This is a genomic window from Actinomadura chokoriensis (genome assembly GCF_041463665.1).
Lineage (GTDB): Bacteria > Actinomycetota > Actinomycetes > Streptosporangiales > Streptosporangiaceae > Spirillospora > Spirillospora chokoriensis_A.
Genome location: NZ_JAXCEJ010000022.1, coordinates 125,069 through 145,097, shown reverse-complemented (window position 1 = coordinate 145,097; position 20,029 = coordinate 125,069). Strand labels below are relative to the sequence as shown.

At 72.1% G+C, this 20,029-nt stretch carries 15 protein-coding genes and 1 pseudogene; 11 read left to right on the top strand and 5 right to left on the bottom strand.

Annotated features, from left to right (window positions below; all coding sequences use genetic code 11):
• Positions 1-467, top strand: a pseudogene (locus SM418_RS29085) (HNH endonuclease signature motif containing protein); the annotation flags it as partial.
• A gap of 26 nt (positions 468-493) precedes the next feature.
• Here SM418_RS29085 and fmdA read toward each other — a convergent pair.
• The 3 genes from fmdA to SM418_RS29070 form a co-directional block, all read right to left on the bottom strand.
• Positions 494-1,741: a formamidase gene (gene fmdA / locus SM418_RS29080; protein WP_371944122.1), complete on the bottom strand. Its 1,248-nt coding sequence runs from the start codon at positions 1,739-1,741 to the stop codon at positions 494-496.
• A 34-nt stretch (positions 1,742-1,775) separates the two neighbouring features.
• Positions 1,776-2,057, bottom strand: coding sequence for an FmdB family zinc ribbon protein (locus tag SM418_RS29075; RefSeq protein WP_371944123.1), 282 nt, complete (start codon positions 2,055-2,057; stop codon positions 1,776-1,778).
• Between the two features lie 138 nt (positions 2,058-2,195).
• Positions 2,196-2,639, bottom strand: coding sequence for an SRPBCC family protein (locus SM418_RS29070; RefSeq protein ID WP_371944124.1), 444 nt, complete (start codon positions 2,637-2,639; stop codon positions 2,196-2,198).
• 192 nt (positions 2,640-2,831) lie between these two features.
• Between SM418_RS29070 and SM418_RS29065 the strand changes: the two genes are divergently transcribed.
• The 4 genes from SM418_RS29065 to SM418_RS29050 are packed head-to-tail and all read left to right on the top strand — an operon-like array spanning position 2,832 to position 9,720.
• Positions 2,832-3,284: an SAM-dependent methyltransferase gene (locus SM418_RS29065; protein ID WP_371944125.1), complete on the top strand. Its 453-nt coding sequence runs from the start codon at positions 2,832-2,834 to the stop codon at positions 3,282-3,284.
• On the top strand, positions 3,284-4,495 hold the full coding sequence (locus SM418_RS29060; RefSeq protein ID WP_371944126.1) for a cytochrome P450 family protein: 1,212 nt from the start codon (positions 3,284-3,286) through the stop codon (positions 4,493-4,495). Before SM418_RS29065 ends, SM418_RS29060 begins: the two co-directional genes overlap by 1 nt.
• Before the next feature lie 35 nt (positions 4,496-4,530).
• Positions 4,531-4,890, top strand: a complete 360-nt coding sequence (locus SM418_RS29055) for a Pepco domain-containing protein (RefSeq protein ID WP_371944127.1) — start codon at positions 4,531-4,533, stop codon at positions 4,888-4,890.
• 6 nt (positions 4,891-4,896) lie between these two features.
• A complete protein-coding gene (locus SM418_RS29050) occupies positions 4,897-9,720 on the top strand; it encodes a wHTH domain-containing protein (protein WP_371944128.1) in 4,824 nt (1,607 codons plus the stop codon).
• A gap of 25 nt (positions 9,721-9,745) precedes the next feature.
• On the opposite strand, the gene SM418_RS29045 is transcribed toward SM418_RS29050, so the two are convergent.
• Complete coding sequence (locus tag SM418_RS29045) at positions 9,746-10,378, bottom strand: pyridoxamine 5'-phosphate oxidase family protein (RefSeq protein WP_371944129.1); 633 nt, start codon at positions 10,376-10,378, stop codon at positions 9,746-9,748.
• A 195-nt stretch (positions 10,379-10,573) separates the two neighbouring features.
• On the opposite strand from SM418_RS29045, the gene SM418_RS29040 reads away from it, so the two are divergent.
• The 6 genes from SM418_RS29040 to SM418_RS29015 all read left to right on the top strand — a co-directional run bounded on the left by SM418_RS29040 (position 10,574) and on the right by SM418_RS29015 (position 19,385).
• Positions 10,574-11,371, top strand: coding sequence for an AfsR/SARP family transcriptional regulator (locus SM418_RS29040; protein WP_371944130.1), 798 nt, complete (start codon positions 10,574-10,576; stop codon positions 11,369-11,371).
• Between the two features lie 51 nt (positions 11,372-11,422).
• On the top strand, positions 11,423-15,052 hold the full coding sequence (locus SM418_RS29035) for an NACHT and WD repeat domain-containing protein (protein ID WP_371944131.1): 3,630 nt from the start codon (positions 11,423-11,425) through the stop codon (positions 15,050-15,052).
• A 28-nt stretch (positions 15,053-15,080) separates the two neighbouring features.
• A complete protein-coding gene (locus SM418_RS29030; protein WP_371944132.1) occupies positions 15,081-15,731 on the top strand; it encodes a hypothetical protein in 651 nt (216 codons plus the stop codon).
• Positions 15,728-18,262, top strand: a complete 2,535-nt coding sequence (locus SM418_RS29025) for an NACHT domain-containing protein (protein WP_371944133.1) — start codon at positions 15,728-15,730, stop codon at positions 18,260-18,262. The genes SM418_RS29030 and SM418_RS29025 overlap by 4 nt, the downstream gene beginning before the upstream one ends.
• A 188-nt stretch (positions 18,263-18,450) precedes the next feature.
• Positions 18,451-19,011 carry a hypothetical protein gene (locus tag SM418_RS29020; protein WP_371944134.1) on the top strand — a complete coding sequence of 187 codons (561 nt, stop codon included), beginning with the start codon at positions 18,451-18,453 and terminating at the stop codon, positions 19,009-19,011.
• Positions 19,012-19,025: 14 nt separating this feature from the next.
• Positions 19,026-19,385: a hypothetical protein gene (locus SM418_RS29015; protein ID WP_371944135.1), complete on the top strand. Its 360-nt coding sequence runs from the start codon at positions 19,026-19,028 to the stop codon at positions 19,383-19,385.
• A 53-nt stretch (positions 19,386-19,438) separates the two neighbouring features.
• Here SM418_RS29015 and SM418_RS29010 read toward each other — a convergent pair whose 3' ends face one another.
• Positions 19,439-19,972 carry a TetR/AcrR family transcriptional regulator gene (locus tag SM418_RS29010; RefSeq protein WP_371944136.1) on the bottom strand — a complete coding sequence of 178 codons (534 nt, stop codon included), beginning with the start codon at positions 19,970-19,972 and terminating at the stop codon, positions 19,439-19,441.
• Positions 19,973-20,029: the final 57 nt, after the last annotated feature.

The window sequence follows — 20,029 nt, the reverse complement described above, 5'->3', positions numbered from 1 at the left end:
GTGCTGCCGATACCGGCATCGCCGTGCTCGCCGACGAGGTGGACCAGCGCCTGAACCATGTGCGCGGACGCGTCGACCCCCGCGACCTGCCGTACGCCATCCGGCACACGGCCCGACATATCCACACCCAGCTCGCACAAGCCCGCCACACCGCCTGCCAGGGCCACGACGAGAACCACGGCCGGCCCGGCTACCGGCCACCCGCCGCGATGCGGCGAGAGATCCAAGCCCGCCACGCCACCTGCGTTTTCCCCACCTGCAACCAGCCCTCCCACCGCTGCGACCTCGACCACACCCTCCCCTGGCGGCCCGGCACCACCTGCCGCTGCAACCTCGCCCCGCTCTGCAGGCGACATCACCGGCTGAAACAAAGCCCCGGCTGGAAACTCCACCAGATCTGGCCCGGACTGCTCATCTGGATCACACCATCCGGAGCCTGGTACATCGTCCGCCCCGACCGCCAATGAGTCAGGAGCATCGGACGCTTCCAGTCCTACGACGTGACCGCGCACTGGCCGCGGTCTGCGCGCCGGGGCCCCTCCGCCGTGGGGCGGACGTCGAAATCGAAGATGGCGGTCGGCAGGTAGAGGGAGCAGCAGGCGTTCGGGATGTCCACGACGCCGCTGAGCCGACCCTCGATCGGTGCGGCGCCCAGCAGCAGGTACGCCTGCTCGCCCGTGTAGCCGAACTTCTTCAGGTACTCGATGGCGTTCAGGCAGGCGTTCCGATAGGCGAGCGTGGCGTCGGTGAAATGGTTGGTGTCGGTCCGGTGGTCGACCGAGATCCCGATGAAGGAGATGAACTGGTCGTAGCGGGGCTCGACGTTGCCCGGCATGAAAATGGGGTTCGTCGTGACCCCGTACTTCTCCATTCCGCCCTTGATGAGGTCGATGTGCAGGTCGATGAACCCGCCCATCTCGATGGCGCCACAGAACGTGATCTCGCCGTCTCCCTGGCTGAAATGCAGGTCGCCGCCGGACAGCAGCGCGCCCGGGACGTAGACGGGGAAGAACACGCGCGACCCGCGGCTGAAGTTCTTGATGTCCTGGTTGCCGCCGTTCTCGCGGGGCGGGACCGTCCGGGCGCCCTCGCGTCCGATGCGCTCCAGGTCGGCGCCCGTGAGGTTGCCCGCGAGGACCTCCAGCGGCTGCGGCGGCAGCGCGAGCGGCGGGACCCGGTCCGGGTCGGTGTCGATGAGGGCCTGCTCGCGCGCGTTCCAGCGGCCCAGCATGTCGGCGGACGGCGCGGTGCCGAACAGCCCGGGATGCGTGATCCCGGTGAACCGGACGCCGGGAAGGTGCCGGGACGTTGCGACCTGGCCGTGGAAATCCCAGATGGCCTTGTACGCGTCGGGGAACCAGTCGGTGAGGAAGCCGCCGCCGTTGTCGCGGGCGAAGATACCGGTGTAGCCCCAGCCCTGACCGGCGACGCCGCCCTTCTCCTGCGGGACGGGGCCGATATCGAGAATGTCCACGACCAGAAGGTCGCCGGGTTCGGCGCCCTCCACCGCGATCGGCCCGCTCAGCATGTGGTTGACATTCAGGTCGAGGTCCCGGATGTCGTTCGCCGAGTCGTTGTCGCCGACCTGCCCGTCCATCCACTCCTTGGACTCGACGCGGATCTCCGACCCCGGGCGCACCGTGACCGCCGGTGGAATGTCCGGATGCCAGCGGTTGTGGCCGGGCACCTTCTGGTCGCGCATGGACTTCGACTGGTCGACGCTGAACACGACATCGGGCATGTCTTCCTCCGAGAGTTCCTGGGTCCCGTCCCCGTCACGGACGGGGGAGCAGCGCGTGCCTGGGATCGGCGGGCGGCGCGGGCCCGCGCGGTGCCGCAGGGACGCGCTCGACCACCCGGGGCTCGTGGGCGCCGGCCTCCTGAGCATCGAGGGCCCGCGCGAGCGGACGGGACGTGCGGGCGACGAGCGGCGGGGTGAAGACGCGGGGGGCTTCACCGGCGCAGGACGCGCAGGGCTCGCTGGGTCCGGCTGTGCCGATCGGCCGGGAGACGTCGAACGGTCCGCACTCCGCGCAGCGGTACAGGTAGATGGCCACGGGCAGCCTCCAAAGCTTCCGTGGCGGACCATTCCGCTGAGAACCGCCGATAAACGAGCCGTCCCGGGACGGGAATCCCGGTAATTCGCTGAAAATCCCCACAATTCGCCGGGATGAGGGGACGGGTGGTGGCGCCGGTCAGCCGGCGACTTCGGAGCTCAGCTTGGCCAGTTGCTCCTCGTAGATGCGCCGCAGGCCCTTGGGGGCGAAGGTCCGCTCGAAGAAGCCTCCGATGCCGGTCGCACCGTCCCAGGTGGTCGTGACCTGCACGCGGGAGCCGCCGCCGGCCGCGGGGGAGACCGTCCAGGTGGTGACCATGGACGAGTTGGCGTCCCGCTCGACCAGCCGGTCCTTGTCAGGAGCGTTCACGGTGAACAGGCAGTCGCGCACCCGCTTGCTGGTGGCCGCCAGCTTCCAGTGCACCACCGTGCCCTCACCCTGACCGCCCTCCCGCACCTCGTACTCGCTGAAATGCTCCGTCAGCATGCGGGATCGGGCGCCCGTGTAGTCGGCGAGGGCTCCGAGCACCCGGTCCGGGCCGGCGGTGAGCGTCTTCTCTGCGGTGACCACGACTTTTCCCATGCCGCTCATCTTTCCACCGCGCCACACCGGTGTCGCCCTCCGGGACGTGCCGGCACCGCCGTGCGCGGCGAATTTTCCGTGCTTTACCAGGCGTGTTTCCGCGATTGTCACGATGAGTTGTTGAAGATCGGAAATCGGGCCGGGCGCGCCCCTACAATCGTGCGATCTGCACCCCGGGCAGGAGGTCCGTCCGTGAGCGGTGAGAGTCATCCGGAGTGGGTGATCGACCCCGAGACCCCCAGCGTGGCCAGGATGTACGACTACTACCTCGGCGGCAAGGACAACTACGCCGCCGATCGCGCGGCCGCCGACCAGGTGGTGGCGGCGATGCCGAACGTGCTGGAGTTCACCCGCGCCAACCGGCGGCTGCTGTCGCGGGCCGTGACGATGATGGCCGGACGCGGCGTCCTGCGCTTCGTCCCGGACGAGGACCGTCCGGCCGAGGTAGTGGCGAAACTGCGCGCGGCCCTCGCCCCCGGCAGCTACCTGGCCATCACCCACGGATACCGGGGCGCGATCACCCTGGACGTGGAGAACCAGGTGCGGTCCGCCTGCGGCCGGACGGGGGGGCGGGCGGACGCCGAGCCGTTCCAGTCCGACATGGCCCCGCCCGGCTTCCTCGCCGGAGTGGGGAGGGTCGTCTGATGCTGCCGCTGGAACTGCTGTTCAGCCGGGCGTTCAGCGAGGACCCCTACGCCGCGTACGCGGAACTTCGGGCGTCCGGGCCCGTCCATCCGATCGACTTCCCGCAGGGAGCGACGGCGTTCCTGGTGGTCGACCATGAGCACGGCCGCGCGGCCCTGAGCGATCCGCGCCTGTCCAAGGACGTCGCGCACAGCGCCCTGCCCGTGAACGGCGAGCAGTTCTTCGGCGGAACGATGCTCGCCATGGATCCGCCCGACCACACCCGGTTGCGCGGGCTGATGGCCAAGGCGTTCACCGCCCGGCGCGTGGCGGAGCTGCGCCCCCGCGTCCAGGAGATCGCCGCAGCGCTGCTGGACGGCATCGCGGCGCGCGGCGAGGCCGACCTGATCGAGGAGCTGGCCGTCCCGCTACCGATCCAGGTCATCTGCGAGATGCTCGGCGTGCCGGCGTCCGACCGGGCCCGGTTCCGCGAGTGGACGGCCGTGCTGACCGTCCCGGCGCTGACCTCCGAGGCCCGCGCCCGCCGCCGCGAGGCCGCCCGCGCGTTCAACGGCTACCTGATCGAGGTCATCGCCGAGCGCCGGGCCCGTCCGGCGGACGACCTGGTCAGCGGCCTGATCGCCGCCCGCGACGGGGACGCCGCCCTCACCGGGGCCGAGCTGCTGGCCGGCATCGCGCTGCTGCTCATCGCGGGGCACGAGACCACGGTCAACCTCATCGGCAACGGCGTGCTCGCGCTGCTCCAGGCGCCCGACCAGATTGCCCTCCTCCGTGCGCGGCCCGAGCTGCTGCCGTCCGCGGTCGAGGAACTGCTGCGCTACGACGGCCCGGTGGAGCGGGCGAGCCAGCGCATCGCCCTGGAGGACCTGGAGATCGCCGGGACCCCGATCCCCAAGGGCGCCTGGGTGCACGTCTCGCTCGGCGCTGCGGACCGCGACCCCGCCGTGTTCGAGGCCCCCGACCGGCTGGACGTGACCCGCGCCCCGAAACGGCACGTCGCCTTCGGGCACGGCCCACACTTCTGCCTGGGCGCCCCCTTGGCCCGGCTGGAAGGCGAGATCGCCATCGGCGGCCTGCTGGACCGCTTCCCCGACCTGGCTCTCGCCGTCCCGCCCACCGACCTGCGCCACCACCGCACCGGCTCGATCGTCCGCGGCCTCCGCTCCCTGCCCGTCCGCATTACCGCTGATTCAGAGGCGATCGCGCGTTAGCATCTTGTGGCTGAATGTGGCGGTTTACTAGCGCGTTGGCGGGTGAAGTCACGGTGAGCCAGGACTCGGTACAGGGCATTCCGCCGGGAAGGGAAGGCGAAACTCTTCCCCTCCTCGTTTCGGTGAGCGAACAGGACTCCACGATGGGCCTGTTCTCCGCCGCGGATGGCGAGGCATTGCTCCGCCACATCCCGCTGGACGTCCTCCGGGAGAATCTGCGCCGCACCAGCGATTCCCTGCGCGCCCTTCTGGGCGACCTGGCCGACAGCACGGAGCGCTTCCGGCTCAAGGAGGCCCAGATCGGGGTGGAGGTCTCCGCAGAGGGCGGAATCCAGATCATCGGCACGGCGAAGGTCGGCACCAAGGCGAACATCATCCTGGTCTTCGGCGAGTGAGGGGCGGTGGGACGCTTTCGGGCGCTGCTCCTCGGTGTCGCGGAATACCAGGATCCCAAGCTTGCGCCGCTGCCGTTCGTCCCCGACGACCTCGTCAACGTGGCCACCGCGCTGGAGGCGAGAGGCTACGCGACCGAGATCCCCGACGACAGCGGCAGGCTGGGGCAGACCCGCATCCGCAGCGAGGTCAGCCGCTTCCTGATGACCGCGCAGCCGAACGACACGCTGCTCATCTACCTCAGCGGGCACGGTGCGCACGGAAAGGGCATCGACTACCTGCTGCCCAGCGACGCCGACACGAGCTGGCTGCCGCTCGCCGACGTGGCGGTTCCGCTGAACACCTGGCAGGCGGTGATCGAGTCGAGCCCGGCGGGAGGCATCGTCTTCCTCGTCGACGCCTGCCGGGAGGGCTTCCACGAGCACACCAAGTCGATCGCCGCGCGCACCGCGTGGTCGCAGGACAAGATCGCCCGGTCGGAGCGGCGTAATGTCGCATGGCTCTTCCCGTGCACGCCCGGGCAGGTCGCGCGGTACGTCCCGGACGGGCCGGACGGCACGTCGTTCAGCCTCTTCGCGGTCGCCGTGGAGCGGGCGATCAAGGACGGGGCGACGCAGGCGACGCTGACGGACTTCGCGCACGCCGTCGCGGAGCACATGGCGGCGCTGACCGCCGAGCATCGGCTCGCCCCGCAGCGGACGCGCGTGGCCGGAGAGGTCGACGGCGACGGATTCGTGGTGCTTCCCGGCTCGGCGGCCGACAGGGAGGCCGATGACTGGGCCGCGGCCGCGGCCCAGCACGTCGCATGGCAGAAGGCCGCCGACGTCCACGGGATCGAGTCCCTCAGGGACGACGTGGTGTCCCTCGTCCGCCACCTCGCCGCCGCGCGCCGCAGGACCGAGGCGGTGCTGGCGTCCGACCCGTGGCACGACGAGCGGTTCGCGCTGCGGATGTCCGCGCGGATGAGCCTGATCCTCGGTTCGCTCCTCGACGACCTGCGGCTCACGCCCGCCGAGGCGGCGCTGCTGGTCGCGCTGCCCTTCGTCCACCAGGTCCACTGGACGCGGGCCGTCGCCGACGCGAGCGTGGTGGATCCCTTCGACCTCTCGCCGGCCACCGCCACGTCGCCGGAACGCGAGAGGTTCGAGTCCTACGCCCGCGGACGACCCCGTCTCCTGCGCCGCGCCGCGGCGGCGGGCGCCGCGGGCGACCGTGAGACGGCGGGGCGGATCGGCTGGTGGCTCCTGCACCGCTGCGTCACCGCCAGTGCGGAGATGTTCGGTGAACGCGCGGTCGTCGATTCGCTGGCGGGGTGGGAGCCGGCGAGCCCGCTCGCCGGGGAGGTGCTGAGTGCCGGGCGGCTGAGCGAGATGGTCCGGCTCCTGTACGCCGACCCGGGCTTCATCGCCCGCACCGACCGTCCGCACGGCCTCTCCTCCTCGCTTGTGGTGGCTCCGGGGCTGCTCGGGGAGCAGGAGCTGCGCGAGCGCCTGGTGGCCTACCTGCTCGTGGTCGCGCACCGGATGGCGATCGAGACGACCGGGCTGCCCACCGTGCTCGTGGAGCATGTCGGCATTCCCAAGTCCGTCGTGCCCGCGGACGTCCTGCGTTCCCTGGACGAGGCGCGCTGGGAGCCGCGGGGCTCCGGCCGTGCGCTGCGCGCGGCCTGCTCCCATCCGGCGGTGGAGGTGGCGTTGCGCGAGCATGTCGGCGCCCTCGACCGCTTGCTCGCCGACCTCGGCAACTCGGCGGATCCTTCCCTCGCGGGGCTGAAGCGGCTTCCCCGTTACGCGGACCCGAGCCAGGTGCGCGCCGCGGAGACGGAGAAGGGGCCCGCGTACACCTCCGCGGGGATCCGGTTCCAGTTGAACGAGGCCCGCGTCCAGGAACTGCTGATGGGCGAGAACCTCTATGGCGACGCCGACCTGGCCATCCGCGAGATCTACCAGAACGCCCTCGACGCCTGCCGTTACCGGCGGGCCCGCACCGAATACCTGCGTGCCACGGGAGCGCCCGTGCCCGAATGGGAGGGCCGGATCCGCTTCACCCAGGGAATCGACGACCAGGGGCGCCCCTACATCGAATGCAAGGACAATGGCATCGGGATGGGCGTCCGGGAACTGCGCGACGTCTTCGCGCAGGCCGGCGCCCGGTTCGCCGAACTCCCCGAGTTCCTCGAGGAGCAGGCCGAGTGGGAGTCGATCGAGCCGCAGGTGAAGCTGTACCCGAACAGCCAGTTCGGCATCGGCGTGCTCAGCTACTTCATGCTCGCGGACGACATCACCGTGACCACCTGCCGCCTCGGCCGCGACGGCAGACCGGGAGAGCGGCTCAAGGTCTCGATCGCCGGGCCGGGCACGCTCTTCCACATAGAACCCGCGGGTCCCGGGACGGACGCGGGCACGGTGCTGCGGCTCTATCTGCGCTCCGCAGGCGACAAGAAGCCCGTCTCCTGCAAGCAGTCATTGCGCAACGTCCTGGAGTACTCGGAGTTCCACGTGGAGGCCAGGGACGGCGCTTTCATCGAGACGTGGCGGCCGCACGAGATGAAGGCGTACCCGCTGAGGGTCCTGTACCCCCATCCCGATGTGCCGGTCTGGTGGTGCGATGGCGAAGGAGCCATCCTGGTCGACGGGCTCAGGACCAACGAATCCTGCTTCGGGGTCATCGTCAACCTGACCGGGGAGAACGTCCCCGAGCTGTCGGTCGACCGCAAGGAAGTGCTCGACACTCCCCGGAACAGGCGGATCCTCACCCGCGTGCTGTCGGGCGCGGTGGACGCCTTCGAGTCGTCGGAGATCCCGCTACCGACGTTCGACTGGCTCTGCGAGTTCGCCGAGCAGCAGCCGATCGTCGCGGATCTGATCTTCCAGACGGCGCTGGACGCCGGGCGCTCGTTCCAGCTCAACGGCCGGCATCTCGACTTCGCCCGCCTCGGCCTGCTGGCGTCCGATCGGCTTCTCCTCCGGCCCGCGGACTCGTACCGCAAACCGGAGTACCTCATACGCAGCCTGAAGCAACGCCAGGAACGCCGTGGGGCCGAACCGCTGACCGATCACTTGATGAGATGGCGCATGGCCGGATTGGGGCGGCCTGGCAGTCGGCCCCTTCCGGGTGAACGGGCCAGGCCCTCCGACGGGATAATCCTGGACGCCAACCCAGAGAAGCCGTACGCGATGCGCACGGGTCGAAAGCACTGCTGGGTGCCCGCTTCAGAACCCGTCTCCGTCCGCCAGTTCCTGGAGGCCGCGACGAGAACCGGATATTCCATCGGCGAGGTGGCGGACCGTCTCGGTCGGCTGGGATACGACTTCCCCCCGCGGTTGCGCGAACTGGGGGAGGCGGAGCCGGCGGATCTGCTGATCACCAGTCGGGACCTCGACGGCGTCGCGCCATGGTTGGCCGAGCGCGATTCGGCGGGAGCCGCGGTCGAGGTGGGCACGGGACACGTCGTGGCGGCCGCGGCGCAACTCGGCCGGCCGATCTCCAGGGTGGCGAGGCGGCTCGCCGCCCTCGGATTCACCGTGCCACGGATCCTCCTGGACGCGGGCATCGCCGAGCCGGCCGACCGCATCCTGCTCAGCCGGGATCTCGACGGCAATCCGCCGTGGTTGGAACCGCTCGACGCCGAGGGCGCTCCGGCGCCGGTCCCGGCCGGGCACATCGTCTCGGCGGCGGCGCAGTTGGGCCGCGACGCCGCACGCGTGGCCGATCGCCTGGCGAGCCTCGGTTTCACGGTGCCCGGGGAACTTCCTGTGCGGGGGCGGATCGAGCCGGATGACCGGCGTTTGCTCAGCCTGGAACTGAACGGCTACCCGCCGATGCTCCCCGGAGCGCGGACCGTTCCGCTGGGGCACCTCGTCTTCGCCTCCGAAGGGCTTGGAAAGGGCATTGAGGAGATCGCCCGCCGCCTCGTCGAACTGGGCTTCCGCGTGCCCGAGGCGTTCGCCAGAGGGAGTTCCGATGATCTGCGGATCCTGAGCTCGGACTTCGACGACGAGCCACCGTGGCTGGGCATGGAGGGGTGGGTCCGTTCCCGGCACGTCGTCGATGCCGCGACCGGGTGCGGGCGTCCGGTCGGGGAGGTGGCCCGTAGGCTGGCCGACCTCGGGTTCGACCTTCCGCCGGCGATCCTCGACGCGGGCGACGTCCAGCCGGGTGACGACCTGCTGGTCACCCAGTACCTTCAGCCCGGTTTCATCGCCCTGCGCCAGTGGGATGACGATGACCTCCTCGTCCCGGTTCCGGCCGGCCACATCGTCTCGGCGGCGGAGAAGCTGGGATGCTCGATCGGTCAGGCCGCACGGCGCATGGCGCAGCTCGGCTTCCTCGTCCCGTCCGGCCTCTCCCGGCTCGACTCCCCGCAACCGGGCGACCGGGTGCTCGCCAGCAGGGACCTGACCGGCGACTGGCCGTGGCTGACCGACGTCGTCGTGCCGCTGGGGCACGTCCTGACGGCCGCCGAGCGATGCCACCGGACGCCGGAGGAGACGGCCCGGCGCCTCGAGGATTTCGGATTCACGGTTCCGGCGCTGCCGCACGGGCCCGTCGACGCCATCGACCTCACCCTCATGAGTCGTGAACTCGGCGTCCTCCCTCGGCCCGAGATGCTCTACCTGCGCCAGTACGCCGATCGCGGGTGGTGGCTCGACCAGGAGGTCCCGGTGCCGCTGTGGAACCTGGTGGCCGGCGCCGTGCAGGTCGGCATCCCGATCGCCGCCGCCGCGGACAGATTGCGCGCCCTCGGCTTCGATGTGCCCGACATCACCGATCTGCCCGAAGTGCTCGACGAGCTGTCCGCTGAAGCCTCCCTGAAGGGAGAACGCCGGTAGGGGACCCGACCCGTTGCGGGATGGCTCAGTAGCGATTCAGTTCGGCGTCGCGGTCCAGGTCTGCGTCGATCTCTGCCGCGGAGAGCTGGTGGAGGCCCATGTGGTCCTTGGCGATCTGGCCGAGGGTGGGGAGGGTCTTGCGGTCCGGCCAGGTTTCGGGCTTCCACAGAGAGGAGCGCAGGAACGCCTTCGCGCAGTGCATGTAGAGCTCTTCGACGTCGACGAGGAGGGCGAGGCGCGGGCGCCTGCCCTTGACCGTCAGGTCGTCGAAGAAGGGCGCGTCCGACACGAGCGTCGCGCGGCCGTTCACGCGGAGGGTCTCGTTCATCCCCGGCACGAGGAACAGCAGCCCGACGTGGGGGTTGTGCAGCACGTTGCGGAAGCTGTCGACCCGGTGGTTGCCGGGCCGGTCGGCGATCGCCAGCCGGTGGTCGTCCAGGACGAGCACCGATCCGGCCGGGTCTCCCCTGGGCGAGACGTCGCAGGTGCCCTCCGGGGTCGAGGTCGCCAGCAGGACGAGGGGCGAGTGCGCGATGAGCGTGCGCGCGTGCTCGTCGATGCGGCCGATGTCCTTGTCCCAGATGACCTGCGGCGGCTCCTGGACGATCTCCCGGAGGTCGGCCTCGGTCCGCACCGTACGGATCTCAGATGGATGCACCGTCCGAATATAAGTTAAGGCTAACTAAAAGGGCAGATCGCGGGCCTCCACCGGAGGCGAGCCGTGCGTCCGATTCCGTTCACTTCCGTCTGAGCGCTTGTTCGGACGGGTGGGACGCGCCTTCGATGTACGTGCTGATCTCTTCGGCGAAGGCCGGTGCGCGGGGTACCGGCCGGTCAGGATCTCGGGGGAGATGTGATCACGCGTAGCGGTGAATCGGTGGTCGGCGACGACCTGGGCGGCCGGCGGCGGGCGGTGCTCTCCGTGGGGTTGCTGGGGCCGCTCGCCGTGTCGCTGGACGAACGTCCGGTCTCGTTGACGGCGGGCAGGCTGCGGGCCCTGCTGGCGATGCTGGCGCTGTCGTCCGGTCAGGCCGTGTCGGTGGAACGGCTGGCCACGGCCGTGTGGACGGACGAGGAACTGCCGGGCAACGCCCGGCGCAGCGTGCAGACGTACATCGCCCGGCTGCGGAGCGCGCTCGGTGCGGACTCGATCGGTTCGAGGCCCGCCGGCTACGTGCTGCGGGCCGATCCCGAGCACGTCGACGCCCTGCGGTTCGGCAGGTTGCTGAGAGCCGCCTCCGCGGCGTCGAACGCCGCGCAGGAGCGGGCGCGGCTGGCGGAGGCGCTCGCCCTGTGGCGCGGCAAGCCGCTGGAGGGCGTGCCGTCCGGCCCGCTGCTGGAGTCGGAGACGCCCTGGCTGGTCGAACGCTACCTGGCGGCGCTGGAGCGGCGCGTCGACCTGGACATCTCCGCCGGCCGCCATGGCGAGCTGGTGGTGGAACTGAGCGAGTTGACCGCGCGGTACCCGCTGCGCGAGTCACTGTGGGCGCGGCTGCTGATCGTCCTGTCCCGGGCGGATCGGCAGGCGGACGCGCTGGCGCGGTACGAGAAGATCCGCGTCCGGATCGCGACCGAGTTCGGCGCGGATCCGGGCCCGGCACTGGAGCGGATCCACGCGGATCTGCTGGCGAGGAGGACACCGAGTCTCTAGGACGCCCGGCGGCGATTGATCAATACCGCCGCCATGGCCAGAATGAAGGCCATGGGCGAAGCGGGCGAGGGCGACCATCGGCACCCGCACGCTCGGGTGCGGGCGACGGCCCCGACGGGCACGCGGCCGTCGAGTCTCGCCTCCGACGTGTGCCCTTACCAGGGGCTCGCGCCGTTCCAGGCCGACAGGGCCGATCTGTTCTTCGGACGCGCGTCGGCGACGCGCAACCTCCTTGAGCGCCTCGGGCCGCGGCTGCGGGAGCGAGGGACCGTCCTGCTGGTCTCGGGAGCCTCCGGGGTGGGCAAGTCGTCGCTGTTACGGGCCGGGCTGATGCCGGCGCTGGCGGCGGGGACGCTGCCGGTCGCCGGATCGCGGCGCTGGCCGCGCCTGCTCGTCAGCCCGACCGCGGAGCCGTTCCGAGCGCTCGCCGAAGAATGGACGAAGGCGTTCGGCGGCGACGTCGACTCGGTGGAACGGCGGCTGCGGGACGATCCGGCGGCGCTGTCCGAAGCCCTTCCGCCCCCCGGCCGCTTCGTCCTGGTCGTCGACCAGTTCGAGGAACTGTTCACGCTGGTGGCCGGCGAGGCGGAGCGTCAGGCGTTCGTGCGGACGCTGCACGCGATGGCCGGACGCGCGCGAGGCGCCGCGGTGGTCGTCGGAGTGCGGGCGGACTACTGGGACCGCTGTGCGGCCTACCCCCAGTTCGCCGAGGCCATCCAGGACGGCCAGGTCATCGTCGAACCCATGACGGAGCCGGATCTCCGGCTGGCCGTTATCGGTCCCGCCGCCGCGGCGGGCCTGGAGATCGAACCCGCCCTGGTCGAGACCATCCTGGCGGACCTGCGCGCCGACCGGGCCGCCGGCGACGGCTACGAGGCCGGGGCCCTGCCGCTGCTCTCGCACGCTCTCCGCAACACCTGGGAGCGGCGGGAGAACGGCCGGCTGACCGTCCGCGGGTACGAGGAATCGGGCCGCGTCCACGACTCGGTGCGGCGCACGGCCGACGAGGTCCTCGGGCGGCTGCCGCCGGAGGACCGCAAGGCCGCGCTGAGGCTGCTGCGCCGGATGACGGTGATCACCGCCGGTGGACGGGTGGCGCGCCGCAGGATGACGCTGGCCGAGGCGTACGCCGCCGCGTCCGCGCATTCGGCGGAGGAGCGGGACCGCGTCGGGGCGCTGCTGTCCTCGTTCGCCGACCGGCGGCTGCTCACCCTGTACGAGGACGCCGTCGAGATCGCCCATGACGCCCTCCTGACCGCCTGGCCGACCCTCCGCCAGTGGCTCGAACCCGACCTGATCGCGCAGACGGTGTACGACCGGCTCATCGAGGACGCCGCGGAGTGGGACGAGCACCACCGCGATTCCGCCTTCCTCTACCGGGGCGCCCGGCTGCTGGCCGTCGACGACGTCCGGCCCCGCTGGGACCGCGACCCCGCGAGCTTCCCGCCGCCCGGCCCCACCGCCGGGGGATTCCTCGCGGCGTCGACCCGGGCGGCGCGGCAGGCGGGCCGCCGCCGTCGCCTCGTCCAGGCGGGGCTCGCGACGCTGTCGGCGCTCGCCCTCGTCGCGGCCGGCCTCGCCGTCCTCGCGGCGGGCGACGCCGACCGCCAGCGCGCCGTGGCGGTGTCGCGCCAGCTCGCCGCGCAGAGCGAGGTCACCGGCGACGCCGAGCTGTCGTCGATGCTGGCCGTGGCGGCGTGGCGGATCGCGCCCACCGACGAGGCGCGCAACCGCCTCCTCACCGCGGCGACCCGCACCGGCCGGGGGACGCTGGCCGGGCACACCGGCGGCGTCACGGCACTGGCGTTCAGCCCCGACGGCTCGGTCATCGCGACGGGCGGCCACGACGCCGCCGCGCGGCTGTGGGACGCGGCGTCGCGGCGGCGGCTCGGCGCCCCGATCATGCAGCCGCACGACGAGTGCGGGGGCGCCTCCAGCGTCCGGGAGGTGGCCTTCGCGCCCGACGGCCGGACGCTGGCGACGGCGTGCCTCAGCACCGTCCGGTTCTGGGACGTGGCCACGCATCGCCAGGTGGGCGCGCCCCTGAAGCTCGAGTCGGTGGTGTCGGCGCTGGCGTACGACCCGGACGGGAAGACCCTCGCGACCGGTGAGTTCAGCGGTGTCGTCCGGCAGTGGGACGCGATCTCGCACCGGCCGCACGGGCCGCCCATGGGCCGCGCCGACGACGGGCCGGACCGCTCGACCATGATCTACGGCCTGGCGTTCAGCCGGGACGGGAGGACGTTGGCCACCGCGAGCGCGGACAGGACCGCACGGCTCTGGGACGCCGCCACGTCCCGCAGCCTCGGCGCCCCGCTCAAAGGCCACACCCAGGACGTCACCGACGTGGCTTTCAGCCCGGACGGCACCACCCTCGCGACCGTGGGCTGGGACAGGACCGCCCGGCTGTGGGACATCGCCACGCGGAGGCAGGAAGGCGTGCTCAAAGACCGCCGGGCCGGTTTCAGCTCGATCGTGTTCAGCCCGGACGGCACACGGCTCGCCACCGGCGGAGACAGCGGTCGCACCGTCCTGTGGGACACGGCGAGCAGGCAGCAGGTGCTCGCGCTCTCCGACAACGTCAGCGCCGTCGAGCGCGTCGCGTTCAGCCCGGACGGGAGGCTGCTCGCCGCCGGCTCCGACGACGGGACGGTGCGGCTGGCCGATCCGCGGACGCACCTGCAGATCGGCGCCCCGATGCCCGCGCAGGCCGCCGTCGCGCTGAGCCCCGACGGGCGGACCCTGGCCACCGGCGCGCCCGGCGAGAAGGACCCCGCCGTCCAGCTGTGGGACGTGGCCGCCCAGCGCCGCGAGGGAGCCCCGCTGACCCCCGGGGGGCCACGCCGTTCCGTCTCCATGATCGACTTCCTCCCGGACGGGCGGACGCTCCTGACGTCCGGCGCCGACGGCCTGCGGCTCTGGGACGTCGCGAGCCGCCGGGAGATCGCCCACGACGGGACGCTCGACGGCATGGCCGAGCTCAGCCCCGACGGCAGGTTCGTCGCCGTCCACCAGGACGGTGCCATCGCGTTCTGGGACCTCGCGCACCGCCGGGAGACCGGGCCGCGCATCCGCGTCCCCGGGCACACCGACGTCATCACGGCGATGGCGCTCGGCCCGGGCGGCGCGACGCTCGCGACCACGGGCTTCGACGACCGGGTGCGGCTGTTCGACGTCGCCTCCCGCCGCCAGATCGACGCTCCGCTGACCAAGGCCGGCGGCGGGCTCGTCAACGACCTGGAGTTCAGCCCCGACGGCCGGACCCTCGCCCTGACGGCCGCGGACTCCACCGTCCGGCTCTGGGACGTGGCGCGCCGCCGCCCGGTCGGCCTCGCCCTCGTCATCGGCACGGGCGCGATCAGCGCGCTCGCGTTCAGCCCGGACGGGCACGTCATCGCCACCGGCTCCACCGACGACGAGGTGCAGCTGTGGGACCTGCGGGCCCACCGGCGGCTCGGCGCCCCGATGACCGGCCACACCCGCGGCGTGGCGGCGCTGGCCTACGGCCGGGACGGGACCGTCCTCGCCACGGTGGCCGGCGACGGAACCGCACGGCTGTGGGACGCCGGCGCGCCCGCCGACCCGCTGGCCGCGGCGTGCGCCAACGCCGGCCGCTCCCTCACCCGCGACGAGTGGAGGAACTACGTGCCGCAGGAGGAGTATCGGCGGACGTGTCCGTGACACCGACCCTTCGACGGAGAGCCAGAACATGTTCCTGCGAGGTTTCCGGCGGCGGACCGGCAGGCCGGCCGCGGAACTGGCCGCGACGTTCCGCTCGATCGTCGCCGAGAGCCGGACGGTGCACCCGGTCGCGGCCGACTTCCTGGACCACTTCATGGACGGCGCCGGGGCGTCCCGTACGCTGCCGCGGCGCTGGCTGCGCTCGTTCCGGGCGATCCGGCGCGCCGAGCGCAAGAACCGGCGCAGGTTCGAGCGGCAGCTCGCGCGGAAGGCGGGCCGGCTGAGCGACGGCGACTCCACCTGGTTGAACGACCACTGGGACGCGCGGATCAACGCGTTCATCGGCACCGAACTGTTCTACGTCAGCAGGATGAGCCTGCTGCGCTCGCAGGGCTCGTTCGTCCTGACCCGGACCGGCCGGGAGGTGAAGGTGTCGGGCACCGTCCGCCACCACTGGTTCGACCCCTACGACTGGGACCGCGGCCGGTGGGTCTACATTCCCCGGCACGGCTTCGTCCCCATCGCGGTCGGCCGGGACCTGGTCGAGGCCGACGAGGCGCGCAACTACCTGATGGAGTCGCGGCATGTCCAGACGCTGGAGGGCACCTGCCTGGACGGACGGTGGCCGCGGCGCGGCAGGACGACGTTCGCGTGGGCGCTGGTCGGGACGGATCGATGACCGCGGACGACCTCCGTCCACCGGATCCGGCCGAAGCCGGGACCACCGCGGACTTCGTGGGGTCGCTGGTCCGGCTCAAGCGATGGGCGGGCGAGCCGTCGCTGAGCAGGCTCCGGTCGCTCGGCGGCCAGACGGTGACCGCGGACCGGACGACGGTCGACGCGCTGCCCAAGAGCACCGTCTCGCACGTCCTGCGGCAGACCGGCAAGCTGCCGCGATGGGACTTCGTCAAGGCGTACGTGACGGCCTGCCTCCGCTACTGCGACTACCCGGCCGAGCTGATCCCCGGTGAACTCGAACGCTGGCGAGTGGCCCGGACGGCCCTCGCGGAGTCCGAACCCGCCGAGCCCGGCACGGCGGAGACGCCCGCACCGCCGGTCGAGGACGAGACCGTCCATCGTCCCGGACGGGATCACGCCATCGAGCTGCTGGCACGGCGAGTGGCGCGGGAGGAGGACCGGGCGCGCAAGGGGATGCTCGGCGGCTACAGCATGGCGCCGGTGTCCTTCGGGCCGGACGCGGACTCCATGCCGGACGCGGACTCCATGCCGGGCGACGGCGCAGCGGGTGAGGCCGGCGGCGACCTGCACTCGATCGGCGGGTTCTTCAGCGGCCTCCGCCCGCAGCGCCTCCTCGTCGTGGGGGAGTCGGGAGCGGGCAAGACGGTGCTCGCCATCGAACTGGTGCTGCAACTGCTCGGACCCTTCCTGACCGGTGACGGAAACCCCGCCGACCCGCCGATGGTGCCGGTACGCCTCAACGCGGCCAGATGGACCCTGGGGAGCCCGTTCGAGCCGTGGCTGGTCGAGCAACTGCGGCGCGACTACGGGCTCGCCGCCGCGGACGCGCTGCGGCTGGTGCGGGCCCGCCGGGTGCTGCCGGTGATGGACGGCCTGGACGAGCTGGACCCGGAACCGTCCACCGGGCCGCCCCGCCGGGCGATCGGGCTGCTGACCGAGCTCAACCGCTACAGCGACCTGTCCGGACGGCGGCCGGGCCCGGTCGTGGTGACCTGCCGGGCCGGACGCCATGCCGAGCTGTTCGAAGCCAGGATCGGCCTGGAGGACGCCACCCGGATCCACCTCCACGACCTGACGGCCGAGCAGATCGGCTCGTATCTCGGGGCCCGCTGGCCGGACGGCCACCCGTGCGGCGCGCACCGGGACGGCATCCGGGCGGCGCTGTCCGGGCCTTCGGGGACGGCCGTCCACATGGCGCTGGCCACGCCGTGGCGGCTGCTGCTGATCGCGACCGCGACGGAGTCCGGCGCCCGTCCCGCCGAACTGCTGGACGCCGACCCGGAGTCCGACCCCCGCGAGGCGGCGGCCCTGATCGCCCGGCGGCTGCTCGGCATGTACGTCCCGGCGGCGACCCGGCTCACCCCGCGCGCCGCACACGGCACCCCGTACCAGCCCGAACAGGTGCGGTCATGGCTCGTCCACCTGGCCGCGCACCTGCGCCGGCAGGCCGCGCAGAGCTCGGGGGCCGGGTGCCCGCCCGGCCTGACCGCGATCGACATCGTCCCGCACCTGCTGTGGCCGATCGGCGGCCGGCGCCTGGTCCGGGCGCTGCACTTCCTGGCCTGCCTGGTCCTCGCGGTCACCGCCATGCTCGCATTCTGGACGGGGTCGGCCGTCGACGCCCCCGGTGATCTCCGGGACGGGCTCGACTTCGGTGAGGGGCTCACCCTGGCGCTCATGGCCGGGTGGGTGGGCCTCGCCGCAGGTCTCGCGCTGTCGCCATGGCCGGCCGCCACCGGCGGGCGCGCCAACGTCCCGCGCGGGCGGCGCGTGACCGGCGGGCTGCTCGGGGCGCTGGCGGGCCTTCCGGTCGGTGTGCTCGGCGGGCTGACCGGGCTCGCGCTGACCGGAGGAGGCGTCTTCGGCCCCGGCTTCGCGGTGGCCGCGGGCGCGGCGGGCGGCGCGGTGCTCGGAGCGGTCATCGGCCTGACGGCAGCCGGGCGGCGGGGAGCCGAGCACATGACCGTGGCCGAGGCGGTCCGCGCCGAACCGGTCACGTTGCTGGGCTTCGGGCTGTGCGGCGCGCTCACCGGGCTGCCGCCGCTGCGGCTCGCCGGCGCCGGTCCGGTGCCGCTGGCACTGGGCGTGACGGGAGCGTTCGCCCTGGCCCTGGCCCTCGGCATCCTCTTCAAGATCACGACGGGCGGCTGGAACAAGGACGCGGAACTGGCCCACCCGCGAGAGGCGCTGCACCGCAATCCAGCCATCGGAACGGCCTTCGGCCTCACCGGCGGCGTCGCCGCGTTCCTGGTGTTCGTCATGAACCGGAACGTCGTCGAGTCGCTGGCGTGCGCGCTCGTCGGCGGCGTGACGTTCGGCCTCGCCTTCGGCGCGGTCGCCTGGTCCCGCGCCATGATCGGCCTGATCGCCGCCGCCGCGCGCGGGCTGCTCCCGCTGCGGCTCTGGATCTTCCTCGACTGGGCCTGCGAGGCCCGGCTGCTGCGCGTCAGCGGAGCCACCTACCAGTTCCGGCACCGCGAACTCCAGGACTACCTGACCCCACCCGACTGATCCGGATCCGGCCTGAACTAACGCCGCGGACCCCGCCGACTGATCGGTCCCTGCCGTGAACGACGCCGCGGGCCTTCTTCGAGAACGCGGCCAGGCCTTTCCTCGCCGCACATGAAACAGATGTGACGCAGATCTGAAGCCGTCGGTTGCTTGAATGGAGTTCATCGTCGAGAAAAGGAGCAGGAGATATGAACGGTGCCCTTTCTAAGGCCGCGGTCATGGTCGGTACCGCCGCACTCCTGTCCGGAGTCGGTGCGGGTACGGCGGCGGCCGCGGGCCGTCCGTCGCAGGGGCCGGCGGCCACGACCGGGCGGGCCGCCGTCAGCCACTGCGCCTACGTGCTGGACCGCCTGAAGTCCGGTGAGGCGTCGTCGCGAGTGCTGCGGCAGGGCTGCGCCTCATCGAAGAAGGAGCTGGACGGCGTCGTGGGCGCCGCCGCCAGCACCCTCCTGCTGGTGGTGTACGCCGACGCCAACTACGGGGGGCTCACCAAGTACTGGTACGGCGAATACGGCCCGTGCGACACGGAAGGTTACGGAATCCGCGACCTGGAGACCACCTTCAACAACATCAACGACAAGATCTCATCGTGGTCCGGCGGGCATTCCAGCTGCAACTACGTGAACATGTGGGAGCACGCCGTCTACCAGGGCCGGCACGCGGCGTGGCACAACTACACGCGGGTGCCCTACGTGGGCGCCGCGATGAACGACCTGGTCTCCTCGATCAACGTCCACTACGAGCCCTAAAAGGGGAAAATGTCATGCTCGCCGCTGTGAAAACGCCTCGAATTCTGTCCGCGGGTGCCGTCGCTTTGCTCGCGGGCGGCGCGGTCGTGGCCGGCGCCGTCGTGGCCGGGACGGCCGGGATCGCCCAGGCGAAGGTGACGTGCCCGACGGGGTTCGTCTGCTTCCAGGAGACGCCCTCCGGCGGACGCGTCGTGCGAATCGCGGAGGGGCAGGGCGCCTACTTCCCCGGCGGGACATCGGTCTCCGAGGCCGTGAACAACACCCGCCTCGGCTACTGCGTCACCAGCAGTCCCTACGACTACTCCCTGCGGCCCGGCCAGCGGGTGGCGCGCAGCCACATCGTCTTCCGGGTCGCGCCGGGCACCGACTGCTGACCCGTACCACCGCCGCCCCGGGTCGCCGCCGCCCAGGCCGACCGGGGCGGCGGCTATGCGTCGGCTGTTGCCCGGAGGCCGTCCAGCATCACGCGGGTGACGGGGTCGTCGGGGCGCGCGCCCGGCCGGCAGACGGCGGTGCTGAGGATCTCGACGACATCGGCGGGGCTGATGTCGCGGCGCACCGTCCCTTCGCGCTGGGCCTGCTCGGCGAGCCCGCGGAGGAGGCCGTCGACCTCGTCCTGCAAGGGGGCCCGCTCGGGCGGGGCGAGGCCGTCGTCGCCGACGGACTTGATGAGGGCGAGCGGTTGCCCCGTGCAGTAGGCGGCGACCTGGGTGAGCACGTCCCAGCGCGGCAGCTCCTGCGCGGACAGGCGCCGGATCTCCGCGCCGAGACCGCGGAGCGCGTCTGCGGCGATCTCCTCGACGAGGGCCCGCCGGTCGGGGAAGTGGCGGTAGAGGGTGCCGATGCCGAGCCCGGCCGCCCGCGCGATGTCCTCCATGGACACGCCGGGCCCCCGCGCGGCGAACAGGTCGAGGGCGCAGGTGAGGATCCGCTCGCGGTTGCGCTGCGCGTCGGCTCGCATCGTCCCCCTCCCCAGGCCAACCGGAACTGGATATTCAGGTTACTCTTGTCCCGTAGC